This window comes from Sphingobium sp. MP9-4 (genome assembly GCF_005281675.1).
In the GTDB taxonomy this organism is placed as follows: domain Bacteria; phylum Pseudomonadota; class Alphaproteobacteria; order Sphingomonadales; family Sphingomonadaceae; genus Sphingobium; species Sphingobium yanoikuyae.
Map to the genome: position 1 here is coordinate 1 of NZ_LUFI01000045.1, position 18,031 is coordinate 18,031.

Annotated in this window: 16 protein-coding genes; 7 read left to right on the forward strand and 9 right to left on the reverse strand. The window is 66.9% G+C overall.

The annotated features are described in order from the left end of the window. Positions 1-131 precede the first annotated feature (131 nt). A complete protein-coding gene (locus A0U87_RS15030) occupies positions 132-818 on the forward strand; it encodes a hypothetical protein (RefSeq protein WP_170978403.1) in 687 nt (228 codons plus the stop codon). Between the two features lie 87 nt (positions 819-905). On the opposite strand, the gene A0U87_RS15035 is transcribed toward A0U87_RS15030, so the two are convergent. Continuing rightward, positions 906-1,358 carry a peptidylprolyl isomerase gene (locus A0U87_RS15035; RefSeq protein WP_004208636.1) on the reverse strand — a complete coding sequence of 151 codons (453 nt, stop codon included), beginning with the start codon at positions 1,356-1,358 and terminating at the stop codon, positions 906-908. A gap of 183 nt (positions 1,359-1,541) precedes the next feature. Here A0U87_RS15035 and mgtE point away from each other — a divergent pair, with 183 nt between their 5' ends. Together mgtE and A0U87_RS15045 are read left to right on the forward strand one after the other, a co-directional pair. Beyond that, positions 1,542-2,993 carry a magnesium transporter gene (gene mgtE, locus A0U87_RS15040; protein WP_010339599.1) on the forward strand — a complete coding sequence of 484 codons (1,452 nt, stop codon included), beginning with the start codon at positions 1,542-1,544 and terminating at the stop codon, positions 2,991-2,993. Between the two features lie 23 nt (positions 2,994-3,016). Then, entirely contained in the window at positions 3,017-3,415 is a 399-nt protein-coding gene (locus A0U87_RS15045) for a DUF1489 domain-containing protein (RefSeq protein ID WP_010339600.1), read from the forward strand. Between the two features lie 19 nt (positions 3,416-3,434). Here A0U87_RS15045 and A0U87_RS15050 read toward each other — a convergent pair whose 3' ends face one another. From A0U87_RS15050 to A0U87_RS15075, 6 genes are all read right to left on the reverse strand, one after another. Beyond that, complete coding sequence (locus A0U87_RS15050) at positions 3,435-4,760, reverse strand: amidohydrolase family protein (protein WP_010339601.1); 1,326 nt, start codon at positions 4,758-4,760, stop codon at positions 3,435-3,437. A 67-nt stretch (positions 4,761-4,827) separates the two neighbouring features. Continuing rightward, on the reverse strand, positions 4,828-6,234 hold the full coding sequence (locus tag A0U87_RS15055; protein ID WP_010339602.1) for a UdgX family uracil-DNA binding protein: 1,407 nt from the start codon (positions 6,232-6,234) through the stop codon (positions 4,828-4,830). Positions 6,235-6,244: 10 nt separating this feature from the next. Further along, the gene (locus A0U87_RS15060) at positions 6,245-6,715 is read right to left on the reverse strand and encodes a hemerythrin domain-containing protein (RefSeq protein WP_010339603.1); all 471 of its coding nucleotides are present in this window, start codon (positions 6,713-6,715) and stop codon (positions 6,245-6,247) included. 61 nt (positions 6,716-6,776) lie between these two features. Continuing rightward, positions 6,777-7,133: a hypothetical protein gene (locus A0U87_RS15065; RefSeq protein ID WP_010339604.1), complete on the reverse strand. Its 357-nt coding sequence runs from the start codon at positions 7,131-7,133 to the stop codon at positions 6,777-6,779. An 82-nt stretch (positions 7,134-7,215) separates the two neighbouring features. Further along, on the reverse strand, positions 7,216-8,457 hold the full coding sequence (locus tag A0U87_RS15070) for a putative DNA modification/repair radical SAM protein (protein WP_048937449.1): 1,242 nt from the start codon (positions 8,455-8,457) through the stop codon (positions 7,216-7,218). A gap of 44 nt (positions 8,458-8,501) precedes the next feature. Beyond that, on the reverse strand, positions 8,502-10,364 hold the full coding sequence (locus tag A0U87_RS15075; RefSeq protein ID WP_010339606.1) for a CHASE3 domain-containing protein: 1,863 nt from the start codon (positions 10,362-10,364) through the stop codon (positions 8,502-8,504). Between the two features lie 116 nt (positions 10,365-10,480). Here A0U87_RS15075 and A0U87_RS15080 point away from each other — a divergent pair, with 116 nt between their 5' ends. Then, positions 10,481-11,635 carry an FAD-dependent oxidoreductase gene (locus A0U87_RS15080; protein WP_137405663.1) on the forward strand — a complete coding sequence of 385 codons (1,155 nt, stop codon included), beginning with the start codon at positions 10,481-10,483 and terminating at the stop codon, positions 11,633-11,635. 30 nt (positions 11,636-11,665) lie between these two features. Here A0U87_RS15080 and A0U87_RS15085 read toward each other — a convergent pair whose 3' ends face one another. After that, the gene (locus A0U87_RS15085) at positions 11,666-12,559 is read right to left on the reverse strand and encodes an NAD(P)/FAD-dependent oxidoreductase (RefSeq protein ID WP_137405664.1); all 894 of its coding nucleotides are present in this window, start codon (positions 12,557-12,559) and stop codon (positions 11,666-11,668) included. Between the two features lie 119 nt (positions 12,560-12,678). On the opposite strand from A0U87_RS15085, the gene A0U87_RS15090 reads away from it, so the two are divergent. Further along, a complete protein-coding gene (locus tag A0U87_RS15090; protein ID WP_004208622.1) occupies positions 12,679-13,143 on the forward strand; it encodes an Rrf2 family transcriptional regulator in 465 nt (154 codons plus the stop codon). Positions 13,144-13,189: 46 nt separating this feature from the next. Continuing rightward, positions 13,190-16,771 carry a hydantoinase B/oxoprolinase family protein gene (locus tag A0U87_RS15095; RefSeq protein ID WP_010339609.1) on the forward strand — a complete coding sequence of 1,194 codons (3,582 nt, stop codon included), beginning with the start codon at positions 13,190-13,192 and terminating at the stop codon, positions 16,769-16,771. A 48-nt stretch (positions 16,772-16,819) separates the two neighbouring features. Here A0U87_RS15095 and A0U87_RS15100 read toward each other — a convergent pair whose 3' ends face one another. After that, positions 16,820-17,578, reverse strand: a complete 759-nt coding sequence (locus A0U87_RS15100; RefSeq protein ID WP_029548003.1) for a class II aldolase/adducin family protein — start codon at positions 17,576-17,578, stop codon at positions 16,820-16,822. 233 nt (positions 17,579-17,811) lie between these two features. Between A0U87_RS15100 and rpsU the strand changes: the two genes are divergently transcribed. Further along, on the forward strand, positions 17,812-18,018 hold the full coding sequence (gene rpsU, locus A0U87_RS15105) for a 30S ribosomal protein S21 (RefSeq protein ID WP_004208618.1): 207 nt from the start codon (positions 17,812-17,814) through the stop codon (positions 18,016-18,018). Positions 18,019-18,031: the final 13 nt, after the last annotated feature.

Genomic DNA, 18,031 nt, shown 5'->3' on the forward strand with positions numbered 1-18,031 from the left:
CAGGCGAGCCGCCCGCCGCGCGACATGGGCGGCAGCGCCCGTCCGGCGCCGCGCATGCGGTCGGACGCCGGGACAAGGGGCGGCGGCCGCGAACCGGTTCGGACCCGTCCTCAATAATGCGGGAGACGTTCATGAGGGGAATGACCGGCGCCGCGTTGTTGCTGGGCCTGGTGAGTCTGGCCGCCTGTGACGGGCGGGAGGAAAGCGCGATCGACAATCTTGCCAATGGCGCCAATGCCAGCCAGGTCGAGAATAATGTCCGGGCCGAGGCGCAGGCGCTGATGGAGCCGCTGGCGCCGCCTGCGCCCGGCACGCCCGGTGGCCTGCCGGTCGAACCGGCGCCGGCCGAGGAAGGGGCGATCGACCCCGACAGCGCCCAGGGCGCGGCCCAGGTGGTGCAGGGCTATTATGGCTTGCTGGAGGAAAAGCGCTTCAGCGACGCGCAGGATCTGTGGAACGACAAGAGCGCGATCGGCGCGCAGGATGATGCGCATTTCGCCGCGCGCTTCCGTGGCTTCAGCGAGATCCATGCCAATATCGGCAGCCCGGCCGAGATCGAGGGCGCGGCCGGATCAAGCTTCGTGACGGTGCCGGTGCAGGTCTATGGCCGGCTGAAGGCGAACGGCAGGCCCTGGTATCGGCTGCGCCAGGTGGTGTTGCGCCGGGTCGATGCGGTGCCGGGCGCGAGCGAGGCGGATCGGCGCTGGCATATCGAATCGATCGGCGCCTATGTCGCGCCGCCGGCGGACGAGTCGGACAATGCGACCCAGACCGCGCAGCTGATTTCCGCGACCGACGGCCTGGCCCGGAAACACTGACACCGGCGCGGCGGGGCCGCACCGGTGTCGGGGCTTGGCCTGCCGCCATGCCCATGAGGGCTGGCGGTGGCCTTGACGGCGTATCGCTTAGGCGACGGTCGCCTTGACGATCTTGCCCGGAGTCTTGGGCGGCTCGCCCTTGGGCAGCGCGTCGACATGTTCCATGCCCGAGGTGACTTCGCCCCAGACGGTATACTGACCGTCGAGGAAGGTGGCGTCGTCGAAGCAGATGAAGAACTGGCTGTTGGCGCTGTTCGGGTTCATTGCGCGGGCCATCGAGCACACGCCGCGGACATGCGGTTCGCGGCTGAATTCGGCCTTGATGTCGGGCAGCTTGGAGCCGCCCATGCCGGTGCCGGTCGGATCGCCGCCCTGCGCCATGAAGCCGGGGATGACGCGGTGGAAGACCACGCCGTCATAGAAGCCGTCCTTGGCAAGGGTGGTGATGCGTTCGACATGGCCGGGCGCCAGATCGGGGCGCAGCTTGATCACGACGTCGCCGCCGCTGTCGAGGGAAAGGGTAAGGGTTTCGTCGGCCATGAAAGATCCTCTCATTGGGGAAGGCGTTGATCGCCTCATATAGAGGCTTGGGATGGGGATGGAAGCGGCTGTTTGGCAAAGCCTGTCCCATCTGTTGCCAAAGCGCGTCCAACCCCATTGCAATTATATTGTGCATCGGCGAAAGCATCGAAATGTTACAGGAACCGGACAGTTGCGCGCGCCATGACCGAACGTGGCGATTTGGCCGAGCCGCGGCCGCACGAGGAACTTGCTGACGAGAGTCTGATCTCGGCCGGTATGGAGCAGGCCGAGTCGAGCCTGGACGAGGATGACCGGCTGAAGCCCGAATTCCTGTCCGCCGTGCTGGATGCGGTGGATGAAGGCGATATCGACCATGCGCGCGAGTTGGTTTCGCCGCTGCACCCCGCCGACATCGCCGACCTTCTGGAACTGACGCCCGCCGAGCAGCGTGGCGAAGTGGCCGCCGCGCTGGGCGACCTGGTTGGCGCGGAGGTTCTGTCCGAACTCAATGATTATGTGCGCGACGACCTGATCGGCGCGCTGGCGCCCGAACAGGTCGCCGAATTCGCCTCCGAACTCGATACCGACGACGCCGTCGCGATCATCGAGGACATGGAGGAGGCCGACCAGCAGGCGGTGCTGGAGGCGATGGAGCCGGAGGATCGCGCCGCGATCGAGTCCGCGCTTTCCTATCCCGAAGAATCCGCCGGCCGCATGATGCAGCGCGACCTGGTCGCGGTGCCCGAGCATATGACGGTCGGCCAGGTGATCGACTATCTGCGCGACAATGGCGACCTGACCCGTGATTTCTGGGAAATCTTCGTCGTCGATGAGGGGCATAAGCCGATCGGCACCTGTCAGCTCAGCTGGGTGCTGACCTGTCCGCGCGGCATAGCCATGGCCGACCTGATGAAGCGCGAGCAGACGCTGATCCCGGTCGACATGGACCAGGAAGAAGTGGCGCTGCGCTTCCAGAAATATGCGCTGATTTCCGCCGCGGTGGTCGATGGCAGCGGCCGGCTGGTCGGCATGATCACGGTCGACGACATCGTCCACATCATTTCCGAGGAAGCGGGCGAGGATATTCTCCGCCTGTCGGGTGCGGGCGAAGGCGACATCAACGAGCCGGTGATGGACAGTTATCGCGCGCGCGTGCGCTGGCTGCTGACCAATTTGCTGACCGCGCTGGTGGCGTCCACCATCATCGGCATTTTCGAGAATACGATCGAGAAGATGGTGGCGCTCGCCACGCTGATGCCGATCGTCGCGGGCGTGGGCGGCAATGCCGGCAGCCAGACCATGGCGGTGACGGTGCGCGCGCTGGCCACCAACCAGATTACCGGGTCCAACGCCCGCCGCACCATATTGCGCGAAATTCGCGTGGCTTTGCTCAATGGCTGCACCGTGGCGCTGGTGCTGGGGCTGGGCGTGGGGCTGGTGTTCCACAATGTCGCGCTGGGCGGCGTGATAGCCGCGGCGATGATGACCAATATTGTGACGGCCGGGCTGGCGGGTGCGGCGGTGCCGCTGGCGTTCGACCGGATGAACCTCGACCCGGCGGTGGCATCCTCCATCTTCGTCACCATGATCACGGATTCGATGGGCTTCTTCGCTTTTCTGGGGTTGGCGACGGCGGCGGGATTGACCGGCTGAACCGCCGCCCCATCTAGACGCCAATGCCGCTGCACCTGACCAAGATCGCCTTCCAGAGCGAAAGCCCCGCAACCCTCAAGGCCTGGCTGGAAAGCCATGCGGACGAGGCGCGCCTGACCACCCGTTACCTGCCCAAGCGGCTGGAGGAGATGGAGGGCGGGTCGCTCTACTGGATTCACGGCCATGCGCTGGTCGGCCGCAGTCCGATCCTGGGATTTCAGGAGACCGGGCAGGGGCGCTACTGGATCCGGCTGGCGCCGCGGCTGATCCCGGTGCGGACGGCGCCCAAGCGTGCGCATCAGGGCTGGCGCTATCTGGAGGACAAGGATGCGCCGCCCGATCTGGGCGGGGGCGAGGCGGACGATCTGGAAGCGATGCCGCCCGCCATGCTGAACGAACTGGCGCGGCTGGGGCTGGTCTGACGCCAGCCCCAGGCGAGGTTCAGATCATCGGCTTGCCATCGGCCTTCACCACGGCGCCGCCCTTCATGACGAATCCGACCTTTTCGAGCTGGCGGACATCGGCCAGCGGGTCGCCGTCGACCGCGATCAGGTCGGCATAGCGGCCGGCCTGCAACGTACCGACATCGGCGCTGCCCAGCAGGTCGGCGGCATTGGCGGTGGCGGCCTTGATCGCTTCCATCGCCGGCATGCCCGCCCGCACCATCAGCGCGAATTCCTGGGCATTTTCGCCATGGTCGGACAGGCCGAACGTGTCGGTACCGAAAGCGATCTTGACCCCGGCGGCATAGGCCTCGCGCAGATTCTTCTGCAGCAGCGGGCCGATCACCAGCGCCTTTTCGGCGGTCGAGGGATTGAGCTGTTCGGGATGTTCCTTGGCGCGCTGATAGACGCGCTCGCCCACCAGCATGGTCGGCACCAGATAGGCGCCATATTGCTTGAAGATCTTGTAGCTGCCGGCGTCGGCATAGGAACCATGCTCGATCGAATCGACGCCCAGCGCGATCGTATGGTCGATCGCCTCCTTGCCATGGGCATGGGCCGCGACCTTCATGCCCAGGCTGTGGGCGGTATCGATCACCGCCTTGATCTCCTCGTCGGTCATCAACTGATGCTTGGGATCGTCGCCGATCGACATGACCCCGCCCGAGGGCATGATCTTGATGAGGTCGGCGCCCTCGCGCTTGAGCCTGCGCACGGCGATGCGGGCGGCTTCCGGGCTGTCGATCACATTGTCGCTGATGTGCGGAATGTCGGCAAATTCGACGCGCAGGCCGTTGACCGCGTCGCCATGGCCGCCGGTCGGGCCGAGCGGCGTGCCCGCCACCCACAGGCGCGGGCCGGGGATGACGGCGCCGTCGATCGATTTCTTGAGCGCGACGATCACCTGGGTATCGGCGCCGCAGTCGCGGACCGAGGTGAAGCCGGCGAGCAGCGTGTTGCGCACGAAACCGGTCGCCTCGATCGCGTCCTCATAGGCGCTGCGCGTCACGGCGTTGCGGATCGGGTCGCCGCTGTGCCAGCCGGCGGTGATATGGTCATGGGTGTCGATCAGGCCGGGCAGCACGGTCTTGGCCGACAGGTCGATCACCTCTGCGCCGGCGGGGGTGACGAAACCGGACTGGATCGCGGTGATGCGATCATCATGGATCAGGATCGACACTTTCTCGCGCGCGGCAGCGCCGGTGCCGTCGATCATCCGTCCGGCATGGACCACGACATCCTTGGCCATTACGGCCGGCGCCGACACCGCGACCAGTGCTGCCATGCTGCATGCGGCGAGTGCCGCTGCCTTCCCCCAGATCATGTAACCCCCTGTTTAATTTGATGGCGGCAGCGTCGCGCGCAGCGAGCCGGCCGTCAACGGATTTATATCAGGCGAGGGCGTGGAGCCGATCGCCGACCATCCGCAGGTCGGCGACGAAGCGGGCCTGTTCCTGCGCCTGACGATCGGGGTCGGGCAGGCGCAGCAGATAGCTGGGATGGACGGTGATCCAGGCTTCGGTGCCGTCATCGAGCGGGATCGGCCGGCCGCGCATCTGGCTGATCGTCACCGGCTTGCCCAGCAGGGCGCGGGCCGCGGTGGCGCCCAAAGCGACGATGATGCGCGGGCGGATCAGGTCCAGTTCCTGTTCCAGCCACCAGCGGCAGGCCCTGATCTCCGGCACGTCGGGTGTCTGGTGCAGGCGGCGCTTGCCGCGCTGTTCATATTTGAAATGCTTGACGGCGTTGGTGACATAGGCGCGTGCCCGATCCACGCCGGCTTCGGCCAGTGCAGCGTCGAACAAATGGCCGGCGGGACCGACAAAGGGGCGACCGGCCAGATCCTCCTGATCGCCCGGTTGTTCGCCGATGAAGAGCAAAGATGCGTCGAGCGGCCCTTCGCCGAACACGGTCTGCGTGGCTGGCCCGTGCAGCGGACAGCGGGTGCAGGCCATCGCTTCGTTTCGCAACGCCTGCCAGGCGGCGCGGCTATTGCCGGAGCGAGCGGCCGGGCGTGGCGCAGTGGCGATCATCGCCGCCTCGCGTGCCTGGGCGCCGGCGACCAGATCGGGGATCAGGGCGGCTTCGGGCAGGTTGCGCCAATATTTGCGCGGCATTTCCGACAGCATCGCCCCGGTCTTCAATCGGGCCGGGTTGAAGATGGCGGCATAATAGCCCTTCCACACATCTTCGACCGGATCCTCGGCCGGGGCGTCGCCGCGCTGCGCGCCGGGGCCTTCGGTCAATATGTCGCCATCCCAATGGATGCTGACCTCCGGCGTCAGGATCGACCAGCGCATCGATGCGAAGCGGCGGGTGAAGAAGCCGGCATTGGCGCGGACGATATGATGGTCGGGCTCGAACCAGGCGATGAAGCGCGGGCCGTCGCCTTCATCCAGTTCGCGGAAGCGGACGAAGGCGCGCATCTTGTGGATATCGCGCCGCACCGCCTTGGCCAGATCCTCGACCCGGCGCAGCAGCGGATCGGCGCGATCCTCCATCCGGCCGGGCACCGCGCGCACCGCCAGCAACAGGCTGTAGAGCAGGGAGAAGCGGGCGGGATCGCGATGGAGGATCGCGCTTTGCGCCAGGTCGACAAAGGCGCGCGGCACGGAAAAGGCCGCATCCGCCGGAGCCGGGGGCAGGGGTGTTGCGTCGCTGCCGAACAGGTCTGGCGTGGCGCTGCCCGCGACATCCCAGAGGATGGCGTCGGCGGGAATGGCGGCCAGGGCCAGCGCGCGGGCCGCATCGCGCCAGCCCTCAAAATCGTCCGGCCCCGCCAGCGTCACCCGATGCATGGCCGTCCGGTCAGTCCTCCGCCTCGGCGCGGGCCAGTTCGGCGGGCTTGCGGCGCGCGAACAGCTTCGCCAGCTTTTCCTCCTCGGCGGCGCTCAGTTCCTTGGCGGCGTCGGGGAACATCTCTTCCTCTTCCTCCTCGATATGGTGGAGGTAGCGCTTCTTGAGCTGGTCGAAGGTGCGGCGCCAGGCATCGCCATTGAATTTCAGGCCATCCAGCTCCTCCAGGAAATCGTCGATTTCCTTATGTTCGGACACGCTGTGCTGGGCATCTTCGCGCAGGTCGGGCTGGGCGAGCATAGTGGCGTAGAGCGTCTCTTCCTCGGCGGCGGCATGGGCCGTCACCTCGATCTTGAACTGGTCGAACAGCTTCTCCAGCCGGTCGTCATCCTTTTCGCGCGTCGCCTCCGCCATCTTGTCGAACAGCTGGCGATGGGCGTCATGATCCTGTTTCAGGCGATCGAAAATGCTGGCCTTGGCCATGGGCAATCCTCCTTCATGCGATGAAGGAGGAAACGATGGCCCAGTAAAAAGGGTCCGGCGCTTAGCCGAACAGCGCGTGGAAGATGATCGCGACCGGAACCCAGAGCAGCGCGCCCAGCAGGCTGGTGCCCCAGAGCTGGAGCAGGTCGCGGCGGAAGCGCAGGCGCAGACCGGCATGGGACAGGCCGCTGTGGTCAAGCATCTGCCAGCGATGTTCGAGCGCGCGGGCGGCGATGGCGAAACCGCCGATCGCGATGATGACGCCGAGGTGCAGGACCAGCGAGCCGCCCATCTTGGCGACGATGAAGATCTGAAGCAGGCAGAAGACGACAAGGGCGGCCGCAAGATGCGTGCTGATGCGCTTGGCAAAGCCTGCGCCCTGCCGCTCCATGGCCTGATTGTCGAAAAGTGTCGCCAAAGTCCCGATCCCCTTGCTGATCGTGTTACAAGAGTTTCATGAACCGTGCTTGCGATCAACCGCAAAATTGCCTCGGCTCCCCTTAAAAAAGTTCGAGCTGGGCGGCGGGACGCCGCAACTGCGCGGACAGATCGACTCGGTCGGCCAGTTGCACCGGGCGCCAGTCGGCGGCGATCAGGAAGGGGCGCAGCTTGACGATCGACGTGGTCAGGCGCGCGACATCTTCCAGCCGCAGCTGGCGATGGCGGCGACTGGCCAGGATGCGCTCGACCGCCTTCACCCCCAGGCCCGGCACCCGCAGCAGCATTTCGCGCGGCGCATGGTTGACGTCGACCGGGAAGCTGGCGCGATGCTGCAAGGCCCAGGCGAGCTTGGGATCGATGTCGAGCGGCAGGCAGCCACTGTCCCGGTCGGTCGCGGCGGCGATTTCGGTGGCGGAATAGCCATAGAAGCGCATCATCCAGTCCGACTGGTAGAGCCGATGTTCGCGCATCAGCGGCGGGCGCTTGAGCGGCAGCACGCTGCTGGGCGAGGGGATGGGGGAGAAGGCGCTGTAATAGACGCGGCGCAGCCGGTGCCGGTCATAAAGGCTGCTCGCCCGCTGGATGATGGCGCGATCGTCAGCGGCATCGGCACCGACGATCATCTGGGTCGACTGGCCCGCCGGGGCAAAGCGGGGGGCATGGCGATATTTGCGGCGGGCGTCGCCCATATCGTCCATCTGGCTGCGCATCTGCGCCATCGCCCCCTCGATCCGACGGCCGTCCTTTTCCGGCGCCAGCCGCTTGAGGCCGGGTTCGGTCGGCAGCTCGACATTGATCGACAGCCGATCGGCATGGAGGCCGGCCTGACGCAGCAGGTCCGGATCGGCATCAGGAATGGTCTTCAGATGGATATAGCCGCGAAAATCATGATCCTCGCGCAGGCTGCGGGCGACCTCGACCATCTGCTCCATCGTATAGTCGGACGAGCGGATGATGCCGGAGGAGAGGAACAGTCCCTCGATATAGTTGCGGCGATAGAAGCTGAGCGTGAGGTCGACCACTTCGCGCGCGGTGAAGCGGGCGCGGCGGACATCGCTCGACCGGCGGTTGATGCAATAATGGCAGTCGAAGATGCAGCTGTTGGTCAGCAGGATTTTCAGCAACGAGATGCAGCGGCCGTCGGGCGCATAGGCATGGCAAATGCCCATGCCTTCGGTCGAGCCTATCCCCTTGCCGTCGCGCGAATCCCGCTTGGTCGTGCCGGACGAGGCGCAGGACGCGTCATATTTGGCGGCATCGGCAAGGATTTCGAGCTTTTTACGGGTGGACAGGGCGGACATGTGTTCATGTTACGTTCCTGATTCCGGCTTGTCCATAATCCAGATCAGGCCGGCTCCTCGTCCAGCACCTGGCGCACCTTGCCGGCGAGCTGGTCCATGGTGAAGGGCTTGGCCAGGAAGGCGACGCCGGGATCGAGCATGCCGTTATGGACGATGGCGTTGCGGGTATAGCCGGTGGTGTAGAGGACGCGCAGTTCCGGCCGGTCGGCACGGGCGCGGTCGGCGAGGATGCGGCCGTTGATGCCGGGCATGACGATGTCGGTGAAGAGCAGGTCGACCCGCGGTTCGATCGCCAGCATCGCCAGCGCCTGTTCGCCATCGGCGGCCTGGACGATGGTGTAGCCCAGTTCGCGCAGGGAATCGACCGACATGTGCCGCACCCGGTCCTCATCCTCGACCACCAGGATGATCTCGTCCCCCTGGGCACGGGGCAGATCGAGGGCGATGGCGGGCGCCACCGGATCGGCGACCGGCACGCCATAATGGCGGGGCAGATAGATTTTGATCGTGCTGCCCTGACCGGGTTCGGAATAGATTTTCACATGGCCGTGCGACTGGCGGACGAAGCCGAACACCTGGCTGAGGCCCAGGCCCGTGCCCTTGCCCACGCCCTTGGTGGTGAAGAAGGGGTCGAAGGCGCGCTCGACCACGTCGGGCGTCATGCCGGTGCCGCTGTCGGTGACCGACACCAGCACATATTGGCCGGGGATCACCTCCGCATGGGTCGCGGCATAGGCATCGTCGAGATAGGCATTGCCGGTTTCGACCGTCAGCCGGCCACCATCGGGCATGGCGTCGCGGCCATTGACGCACAGGTTCAGGATCGCCGCTTCCAGCTGGCCGGGATCGATGCTGGCCCGCCACAGGCCGCCGGACAGCACGCTTTCCACCCGCACCCGCTCGCCGATCGTCCGGCGCAGCATGTCCGACATGCCGCCGACCAGCTTGTTCACGTCGGTCGATTGCGGCGCCAGCGGCTGCTGGCGCGAGAAGGCGAGCAGCCGCGCGGTCAGTTGCGCGGCGCGCTGCGCGCCCTCGGTCGCATTGTCGAGGCCGTTGCTGATGCGCCGATCGATATCGGCGGGCAGGCGGCGCCGCGCCATGTCGAGCGAGCCGATGACGACCGCGAGCATATTGTTGAAGTCATGGGCGATGCCGCCGGTCAGCTGGCCGATCGATTCCATCTTCTGCAACTGGCGGACCTGCGCCTCCATCGCCGTGCGCTGTTCCGCTTCGCTGACCAGCCGGGCATTGGCCTCGGCGAGCGCCCGTTCGCTCGCGACCGCCTCGATCATGCGGCGGCGGGCGTTGCGCAGCGCCAGCAGGCCCAGGATGATGACCAATGCGGCGCTGACCGACAGGCTGGCGGTGACCCAGAAGGTCAGCCGGTTGGCCTCCATGCTGCGCAGGCGCAGCAGATCGGTCTCGCGCGCCTTCATGGCGGTGATATGGGCATGGATGCCGGCCATCGACATCAGGCCCGGCGCGAAGGCGTTGGGATCGACCGGGCGGTTGCGCCGTCGCAGCTCGATCCCGCCGTCCAACAGGGTCAGGCGCTGCGCCAGCATCTGGCCCAGCCGATCGGTCGCCTGCACCTGTTCCGGATTGTCGCGCACATCCTCGCGCAATTGCGCGATCTCGCGCGGCCAGTCCGCCTTGAACGTGTCGAACGGCCCCAGGAAAGGATCCTGGCGGGTCAACATATAGCCGCGCTGGGCGCTTTCGGCGGCCTGCACCCGCGACAGGATCACCGACAGGCGGTTTTCGACGCGCAGCGTGTGGTTGACCCAGCCGATCTCGGCTTGCTGGCTGCGATAGAGCCAGATGGTGCCGCCTACCGCAACGATGACGGTGGCAAGCGCGAGCAGCAGAACGACGATGGATCGTTCGGGGCGGAGCGCATTCATCTGGTCTTAATGGGCAATTAACAACGGTGGGGCAACCCGATTGTGTCTGTCATGCGACGGGTCGTTGCGGTTATGTCCGGGCACTTCGTTGAACCGGTCGGCAGATAGGGGGCGGGATGATGGACAGACGCGATTTTCTGGCGCGGGGCCTGGGCGGGCTGGGTGCCCTGTCGCTGGCGGCGGGGGGCGATGCGGCCAGCCTGTTCGATCCGCTGGCCGGGCTGGAGCCGATCCGCGCGACGCCCGATCGCATCTTTCGCATCACCGTCTGCCTGCGGCCCTTCCGCGCCGCCGGGCCGCGCATCGCGGTGGAAGAGGTGGGACGCAAGCGGGTCGTCCATCATTATGGCCATGGCGGCAGCGGCTGGTCACTGTCCTGGGGATCGGCCGAGGTTGCGGTCGGCATGGCGCTGGCGGATGGGATGACGGATATTGCGGTGATCGGCGCCGGCGCGATCGGCCTCACCACTGCGCTCACCGCCCAGCGTGCCGGGGCGCAGGTGACCATCTATGCCAAGGAGCAATTTCCCGACGTGCGATCGGCGCGGGCGACCGGCACCTGGTCGCCCGATTCCCGGATCGCGATGGAGGGTGGCGTCGATGCCGGCTTTGGCGATCGCTGGGAGGCGATGGCGCGGCGATCCTTCGCTTTCTATCAGGGGCTGCTCGGCCTGCCGGGCGATCCGGTGGAATGGACCGACCGTTACATGCTGTCGGACGGCCCGGCCGTGGCGCCCGCCGTCGAGATGCCGACGCCGCAGCGGCCCGATCGCTTCATCCGGCTGGTGGAGCGGCTGCACGACATCATGCCGCGATCGGTCGAGCTGGCGCCGGGCACCCATCCCTTCCGCACCGAACGCGCCCGGCGCAGCAGTTCGCTGACCTTCAATGTCGCCGACCTTGCCCATCAATTGACCAATGATTTCCTGATCGGCGGCGGCCGCATCGTGCCGATGGAATTGCACGAACCCCAGGATGTGACGCGGATGAAGCAGAAGACGGTCATCAACTGCACCGGCTATGGCGCGCGGGCTTTGTGGCGGGACGAGAGCATCGTGCCGGTGCGCGGCCAGATCGCCTGGCTGATCCCGCAGGCCGGCGCCACCTATGGCGTCTATCATGACAAGCTGGCGATGCTGGCGCGGCGCGACGGCATCGTGGTGCAGGAGGTCGGGGAGGACGACTGGTTCGGCTATGGCGACGCCAACGAAGCCCCCGACCGCGCCGCCGCCGAGGCATCGGTGCGCAAGCTGGCGGGCTTCTGGAAATAGCGCGGCGCCGTCCAGCCCCGCCCCCGCCTGTCAGGCGAAGACCAGCGACTGGTGCGCGCCGACCCCGGCCTTGACCCCGGATGCGGAGGCAAAGGTCGCATTGTGCATGGGGGAGGTGGCGTCGCCGGCGGCATAGACGCCGGGCACCGAGGTCAGGCCCCAGGCGTCGATGCTGATGAAGGGGCCGGTCGGGCCATCCTCCAGCGCGCAGCCGAGCTGGACCGCGACATCGCTGCTGAGCCGCGTTCTGGGAGCGGTGAAGACAGCGGCGATTTCTATCGTCCGGCCGTCGGCCAGTTGCACGGCGCTCAGCGCGGGCGCGTCACCAATCAGTGCGACCACGGGCACGCGCTCGATCGTGACGCCGCGCGCCTCCAGCCGGGCGCGTTCGGCATCGTCCGGCTCATATTGGCCCTGGGTGAAATAGGTGGATGGTCCCCAGTCGGGGATCAGCGTGGCCTGATGCGCGCACATTGGGTGGTTGGCGATGATGCCCAGGGGATGGTCGCGCACTTCATAGCCATGGCAATAGGGACAGTGCAGCACCGTCTCGCCCCAGCGTTCCGCCATGCCGGGGATCGACGGCAGCTCGTCGCTCACGCCGGTCGCCAATATCAGCCGCCGGGCCAACCGGGTTTCGCCGCTGGCCAGGGTCAGTGCGAAGCTGTCGCTGCTCTTGATGGCATGACGCACTTCGCCGGCCAGCATCCGGGCGGTGGGATAGGCGAGCAGCTGGCGCGCGGCATCGCGGATGATGGCGCGGGGCGTGCGGCCATCCTGCCCCAGGAAGCCATGGGCGGCGTCGGCAAAGCGGTTCCGCGGCAGGCCGGCATCGATCAGCAGCACATCCTGCCGCGCGCGGGCGAGCTGCATTGCCGCCGACTGGCCGGCAAAGCTGCCGCCGATCACGATCACGTCATGCATGGGTCTTCCTTTCAATGGCTGCACCGAATCACGATACTTGATAAGTTACATAATCGTGCCTCGCACATTTGCAACAATTGATGTTGCGTGATAGGCGAGCGGGAAAGGAGACGCCTGCGATGCAGCTGGATGCGCGCCTGTCGAGAATGCTGCATATCCTGATCCACATGGATCGGCTGGACGGCCCGATGACGTCGGAGCTGGCGGCGCAGATGCTGCGCACCAATCCGGTGGTGGTGCGGCGGACCATGGCGGGCCTGCGCGACGCGGGCTATGTGCGATCGGAAAAGGGGCATGGCGGCGGCTGGACCCTGGCCCGTCCGCTCGACGCGATCCGCATCCTCGACATTTATCGCGCGGTGGGCGAGCCGCGCATCTTCTCGATCGGCCCGGCCGACCCCAATCCGCAATGCCTGGTCGAACAGGCGGTCAACGCCTCCATGGCGGCCGCGATGCAGGAGGCGGAGGCGATGCTGATCGCCCGGCTGGGACAGGTGACGCTGGCGCAGATCGCGGCGGACTTCGACCAGCGCTATGCCGCGCTGCTGGCGACCGGGGCGATCGAGCCGCTGACCGGCCATTGAGCCAAGCGGCTTGCCAACCGCCTGTGGCGCGGCCATCAGGCGGGGCATGCAATGGCAATTCTGGATCGACCGCGGCGGCACCTTTACCGACGTGGTGGCACGCGACCCGCAAGGGGTTCTTCACACCGCCAAGCTGCTGTCGAGCGACCCCGAGCGCTATGCCGACGCGGCGGTCGAGGCGATCCGGCGGCTGACCGGCGCGGGCGACGGGCCGATCCCGCCCTGTACGCTGCGGATCGGCACGACCATCGCCACCAATGCGCTGCTGGAGCGCAAGGGCGAGCCGGTGCTGCTGGCGATCACGAAGGGATTTCGCGACGCGATCCGCATCGGCTATCAGGACCGGCCGGACCTGTTCGCGCGGCGGATCGACCTGCCGCCGCCGCTCCATGCCGATGTCGTGGAGATGGACGAGCGGCTGATGCAGGATGGCACCATCCTGACGCCGCTGGACGAGGTCGCGGCGCAGGCGGCGTTGCAGCGCGGCTATGATGCCGGGCTGCGCGCGGTCGCGATCGTGCTGATGCATGGCTATCGCTATCCCGCCCATGAGCAGGCGCTGGCGCGGATCGCCCGGCAGATCGGCTTCACCCAGATATCGGTCAGCCATGAGGTCGCGCCGCTCATCAAGCTGGTCGGGCGGGGCGACACGGTGCTGGCCGACGCCTATCTCTCGCCGGTGCTGCGCGCCTATGTCGACGGGCTGGGCGCGGCACTGGGCGAGGACGCCGACATGCTGTTCATGCAGTCCAATGGCGGGCTGACGCGGGGCGACCTGTTCCGTGGCAAGGACGCAGTATTGTCCGGCCCGGCCGGCGGCATCGTCGGCCTGGCTCGCACCGCCGAGCAAGCCGGGTTCGGCGAGGTGATCGGTTTCGACATGGGCGGCACGTCGACCGACGTGTCCCATTATGCCGGCAGCTATGAACGCGACAATGAGGCGCGGGTGGCGGGCGTGCGGCTGCGCGCGCCGATGATGCGCATCCACACCATCGCGGCGGGCGGCGGCTCCATCTGTTCGGTGGTCGACGGGCGTTTTCGCGTCGGCCCGGAATCGGCCGGCGCGGTGCCGGGGCCGGCCTGCTACCGGCGCGGCGGACCGCTGACCATCACCGACTGCAATGTCATGCTGGGCAAGGTGCAGCCCGATTTCTTCCCCAGCCTGTTCGGCCCCAATGGCGACCAGCCGCTCGACCGGGACGCGGTCGAGGCGCGCTTTGCCGACATTTGTGCGCAGGTGGAGGCGCAGACCGGCCGGGTGATGAGCGCGCGGGACGCGGCGCAGGGCTTCATCGCCGTCGCCGTCGCCAGCATGGCCAATGCGATCAAGCGCATCTCGGTCGCGCGCGGTCATGATGTGGCGCGCTATACGCTGGCGAGCTTTGGCGGGGCGGGCGGGCAGCATGCCTGTCTGGTCGCCGACGCATTGGGCATGGACCGGGTGATGATCCATCCGCTGGGCGGCGTCCTGTCCGCCTATGGCATGGGCCTGGCCGACCGGCGCGCGGTGCGCGAGCGGACGCTGGCGCTGCCGCTGGACGATGCGGGCGCCGACGCGCTGACAGCGGCGATCGCAGACCTGGGGGAGCAGGCGCGCGCCGACCTGCCCGAGGCGGAGCGGAGCGAGACGGTGCTGCGGCTGCGCTATGATGGCACCGACAGCCTGTTCGACGTGATGCTGGGCGATCGGGCGGCGATGCTGGCCGAGTTCGAGGCGCAATATCAGGCCCGCTTCGGCTATGGCGGCACCGGCACCGTGTTGGTCGACATGGTGCGGGTCGAGGCGATCGCGCCGACCGCCGAGGATATGGGCAAGGTGGCGACCATCGCGACCCAGAAGGCCGCGCCGCTGGCGCAGGTGATGCTGGCGGGCACACCGGCGCCGGTGTTCGACCGGGCCGGGCTGACGCTGGACAGCGCGATCGATGGCCCGGCGCTGATCAGCGACCCGGTGTCGACCACGGTGGTCGAGCCGGGCTGGCGCGCGCGGCTCGATTTGATCGGCAATCTGCTGCTGACCCGTCATGCGCCGCGCCCGGCACCCGCCGCCGATGACGGCACCGCCGTCGATCCGGTCCGGCTGGAGGTTATGGGCGGCCTGTTCATGGCGATCGCCGAGGAAATGGGCGCTGCGCTTCAGCACAGCGCGTCCTCCGTCAATATCCGCGAGCGGCTGGATTTCTCCTGCGCCCTGTTCGATGCCACCGGCAATCTGGTCGCCAATGCGCCGCACATGCCGGTTCACTTGGGCAGCATGGGCGAAAGCATCCGCGCGGTCATGCGCCGGCGCGGGATCGGTGCCGATGGCCGGGCGATCGACGGGCGCGGCATGCTGCCGGGCGACGTCTATGCGCTCAATGCTCCTTATGATGGCGGCACGCACTTGCCCGACGTGACGGTGGTGATGCCGGTGTTCGTGGATGAGACGGCGCACGCGCCCGCCTTCTATGTCGCGGCGCGCGGCCATCATGCCGATATTGGCGGTATCTCGCCCGGCTCCATGCCGCCCGACAGCCGCAGCATCGAGGAAGAGGGCATCGTCCTCGATAATGTGCTGGTGGTGGATCAGGGCCGCTTCCTGGAGGGCGATCTGCGCGCCTTGCTGGGCTCCGGCCGCTGGCCCTCGCGCAATATCGACCAGAATATCGCCGACCTGTCCGCCCAGATCGCCGCCTGCGCCAAGGGCGCGGCCGAGCTGCAGCGGATCAGCGGCGATTATGGCGCCGATGTCGTGGCCGCCTATATGGGCCATGTGCAGGATCAGGCCGAGGCAGCGGTGCGCCGGCTGATCGATCGCCTGTCCGACGGGCACTATCGCTATGCGATGGACAATGGGGCGGAGGTGGTCGTCAACGTGACGATCGACCGGGCGGCGCGCGGCGCGACGGTGGATTTCACCGGCACGTCGGACCAGCTGCCGGGCAATTTCAACGCGCCTTTGTCGGTCGCGCGCGCGGCCCTGCTCTATGTCGTGCGGACCCTGGTGGACGAGGCCGTGCCGATGAATGACGGCTGCCTCAAGCCCATGACTTTGGTGGTGCCAGAGGGATCGCTGCTGCGGCCGCTTTATCCCGCGGCGGTCGTCGCCGGCAATGTCGAGACCAGCCAGGTCGTTACCGACGCTCTGTTCGGCGCGCTGGGCGTGATGGCGGGCGCGCAGGGGACGATGAACAATTTCACCTTCGGCAATGCGCGCCACCAATATTATGAGACGATCTCGGGCGGATCGGGCGCCGGGCCGGATTTCGACGGCGCCGATGTGGTGCAGACCCACATGACCAACAGCCGCCTCACGGACCCCGAAATATTGGAAAGCCGATTCCCGGTGCTGCTGGAGGAATTTTCCATCCGGGCCGGATCGGGCGGCGCGGGCGCGCATCATGGCGGCAATGGCGGGCTGCGCCGCATCCGCTTCCTGGAGGATATGACCGCCGGCATCCTGGCCAACCGGCGCAGCGTGCCGCCCTTTGGCCTCGACGGCGGCGCGCCCGGCGGGCTGGGGCGCAACTGGGTCGAGCGTGGCGATGGCCGGGTCGAGATGCTGGGCGCGACCGGATCGGCGCAGATGGCACCGGGCGACGTCTTCGTGATCGAGACGCCGGGCGGCGGCGGATTCGGCAAGGGCTGATCCGCCTCCGTCCGCGCGGAGCGAACGGAGGTCGGGAGGCAGGGTGCTCTAGTCCCGCCAGCTCCTGTCGGTGCGGTCGATCAGGCGGACCATCGCCTGGAAATCCGGCACGCCGACGCCGACCGGCAATTGCACCCCGGCGAGGTCGCGCTGATGCACGGCGATGACATCGGCGGGGATCTCCACCGGCGTGCCGGCGGCGCAGGCCGCGACCTGGATCTCGCAGGCACGCTGGAGCATCCATTGCATCAGGAAGGCTTCGGGCAGGCTCTTGGCCATCACCAGCGTGCCATGGTTGCGCAGCATCATGATTCGCCGCGCGCCCAGATTGGCGATCAGCCTTTCCCCTTCGTCCGGCCGGATCGTGACGCCTTCGAAGTCATGATAGGCGATCCGCCCGGCAAAGGCGGCGGCGTAGAAATTGATCGGCCGCAATCCTTCCTGCGTGGCGCTCACCGCCATGCCTGCGGTCGTATGGGTGTGGATGATGCAATGAGCGTCGGCCAGGTGGCGGTGGAACACGCTATGCTGGGTGAAGCCGGCGCGATTGACCGGATAGGGGCTGCCGTCCAGCACATGGCCGTCGATATCGATCTTGACCAGGTTGGACGCCGTCACCTCGCTGTAGAGCAGGCCGAACGGGTTGATGAGGAAGGCGTTTTCCTCATCGGGCACGCGCAGGGTGATATGATTGTAGATCAGTTCCGACCAGCCGAAATGGTCGAAGATGCGATAGCAGGCGGCGAGCTGCTGGCGCGCCTCCCATTCGGCAGGCGACATGTCGGGCTGTCTGGCGGCACTTGCCATGGCCATCCTCCTTTATATTATGGACGCCACTATCCTCCGCTCGACGCATTCTGTCGAGGGAAAGGGCGTGAAAGCCCTGCAGGGGTTGAATTTGCCCGACTCTGCTGGTAGGGCGCGCCCCACATGCCTCAGGGTGACCTGTGGCGACTCACGGATTTTTATATTCGGTCGGCCCGTCGGGAGGGTTTCATTCCTGGCGATCCGCCCGTTTTCGATTGGAGATTGACGGACTTATGCAGATCATCGTTCGCGACAACAATGTCGACCAGGCCCTCCGCGCGCTCAAGAAGAAGCTGCAGCGTGAAGGCGTGTATCGCGAAATGAAGCTGCGTCGTCACTACGAGAAGCCCTCGGAAAAGCGTGCGCGCGAAAAGGCGGCTGCTGTCCGCCGCGCCCGCAAGCTGGAGCGCAAGCGCGCCGAGCGCGACGGCGTCCGTTAAGGACTGCCGATAT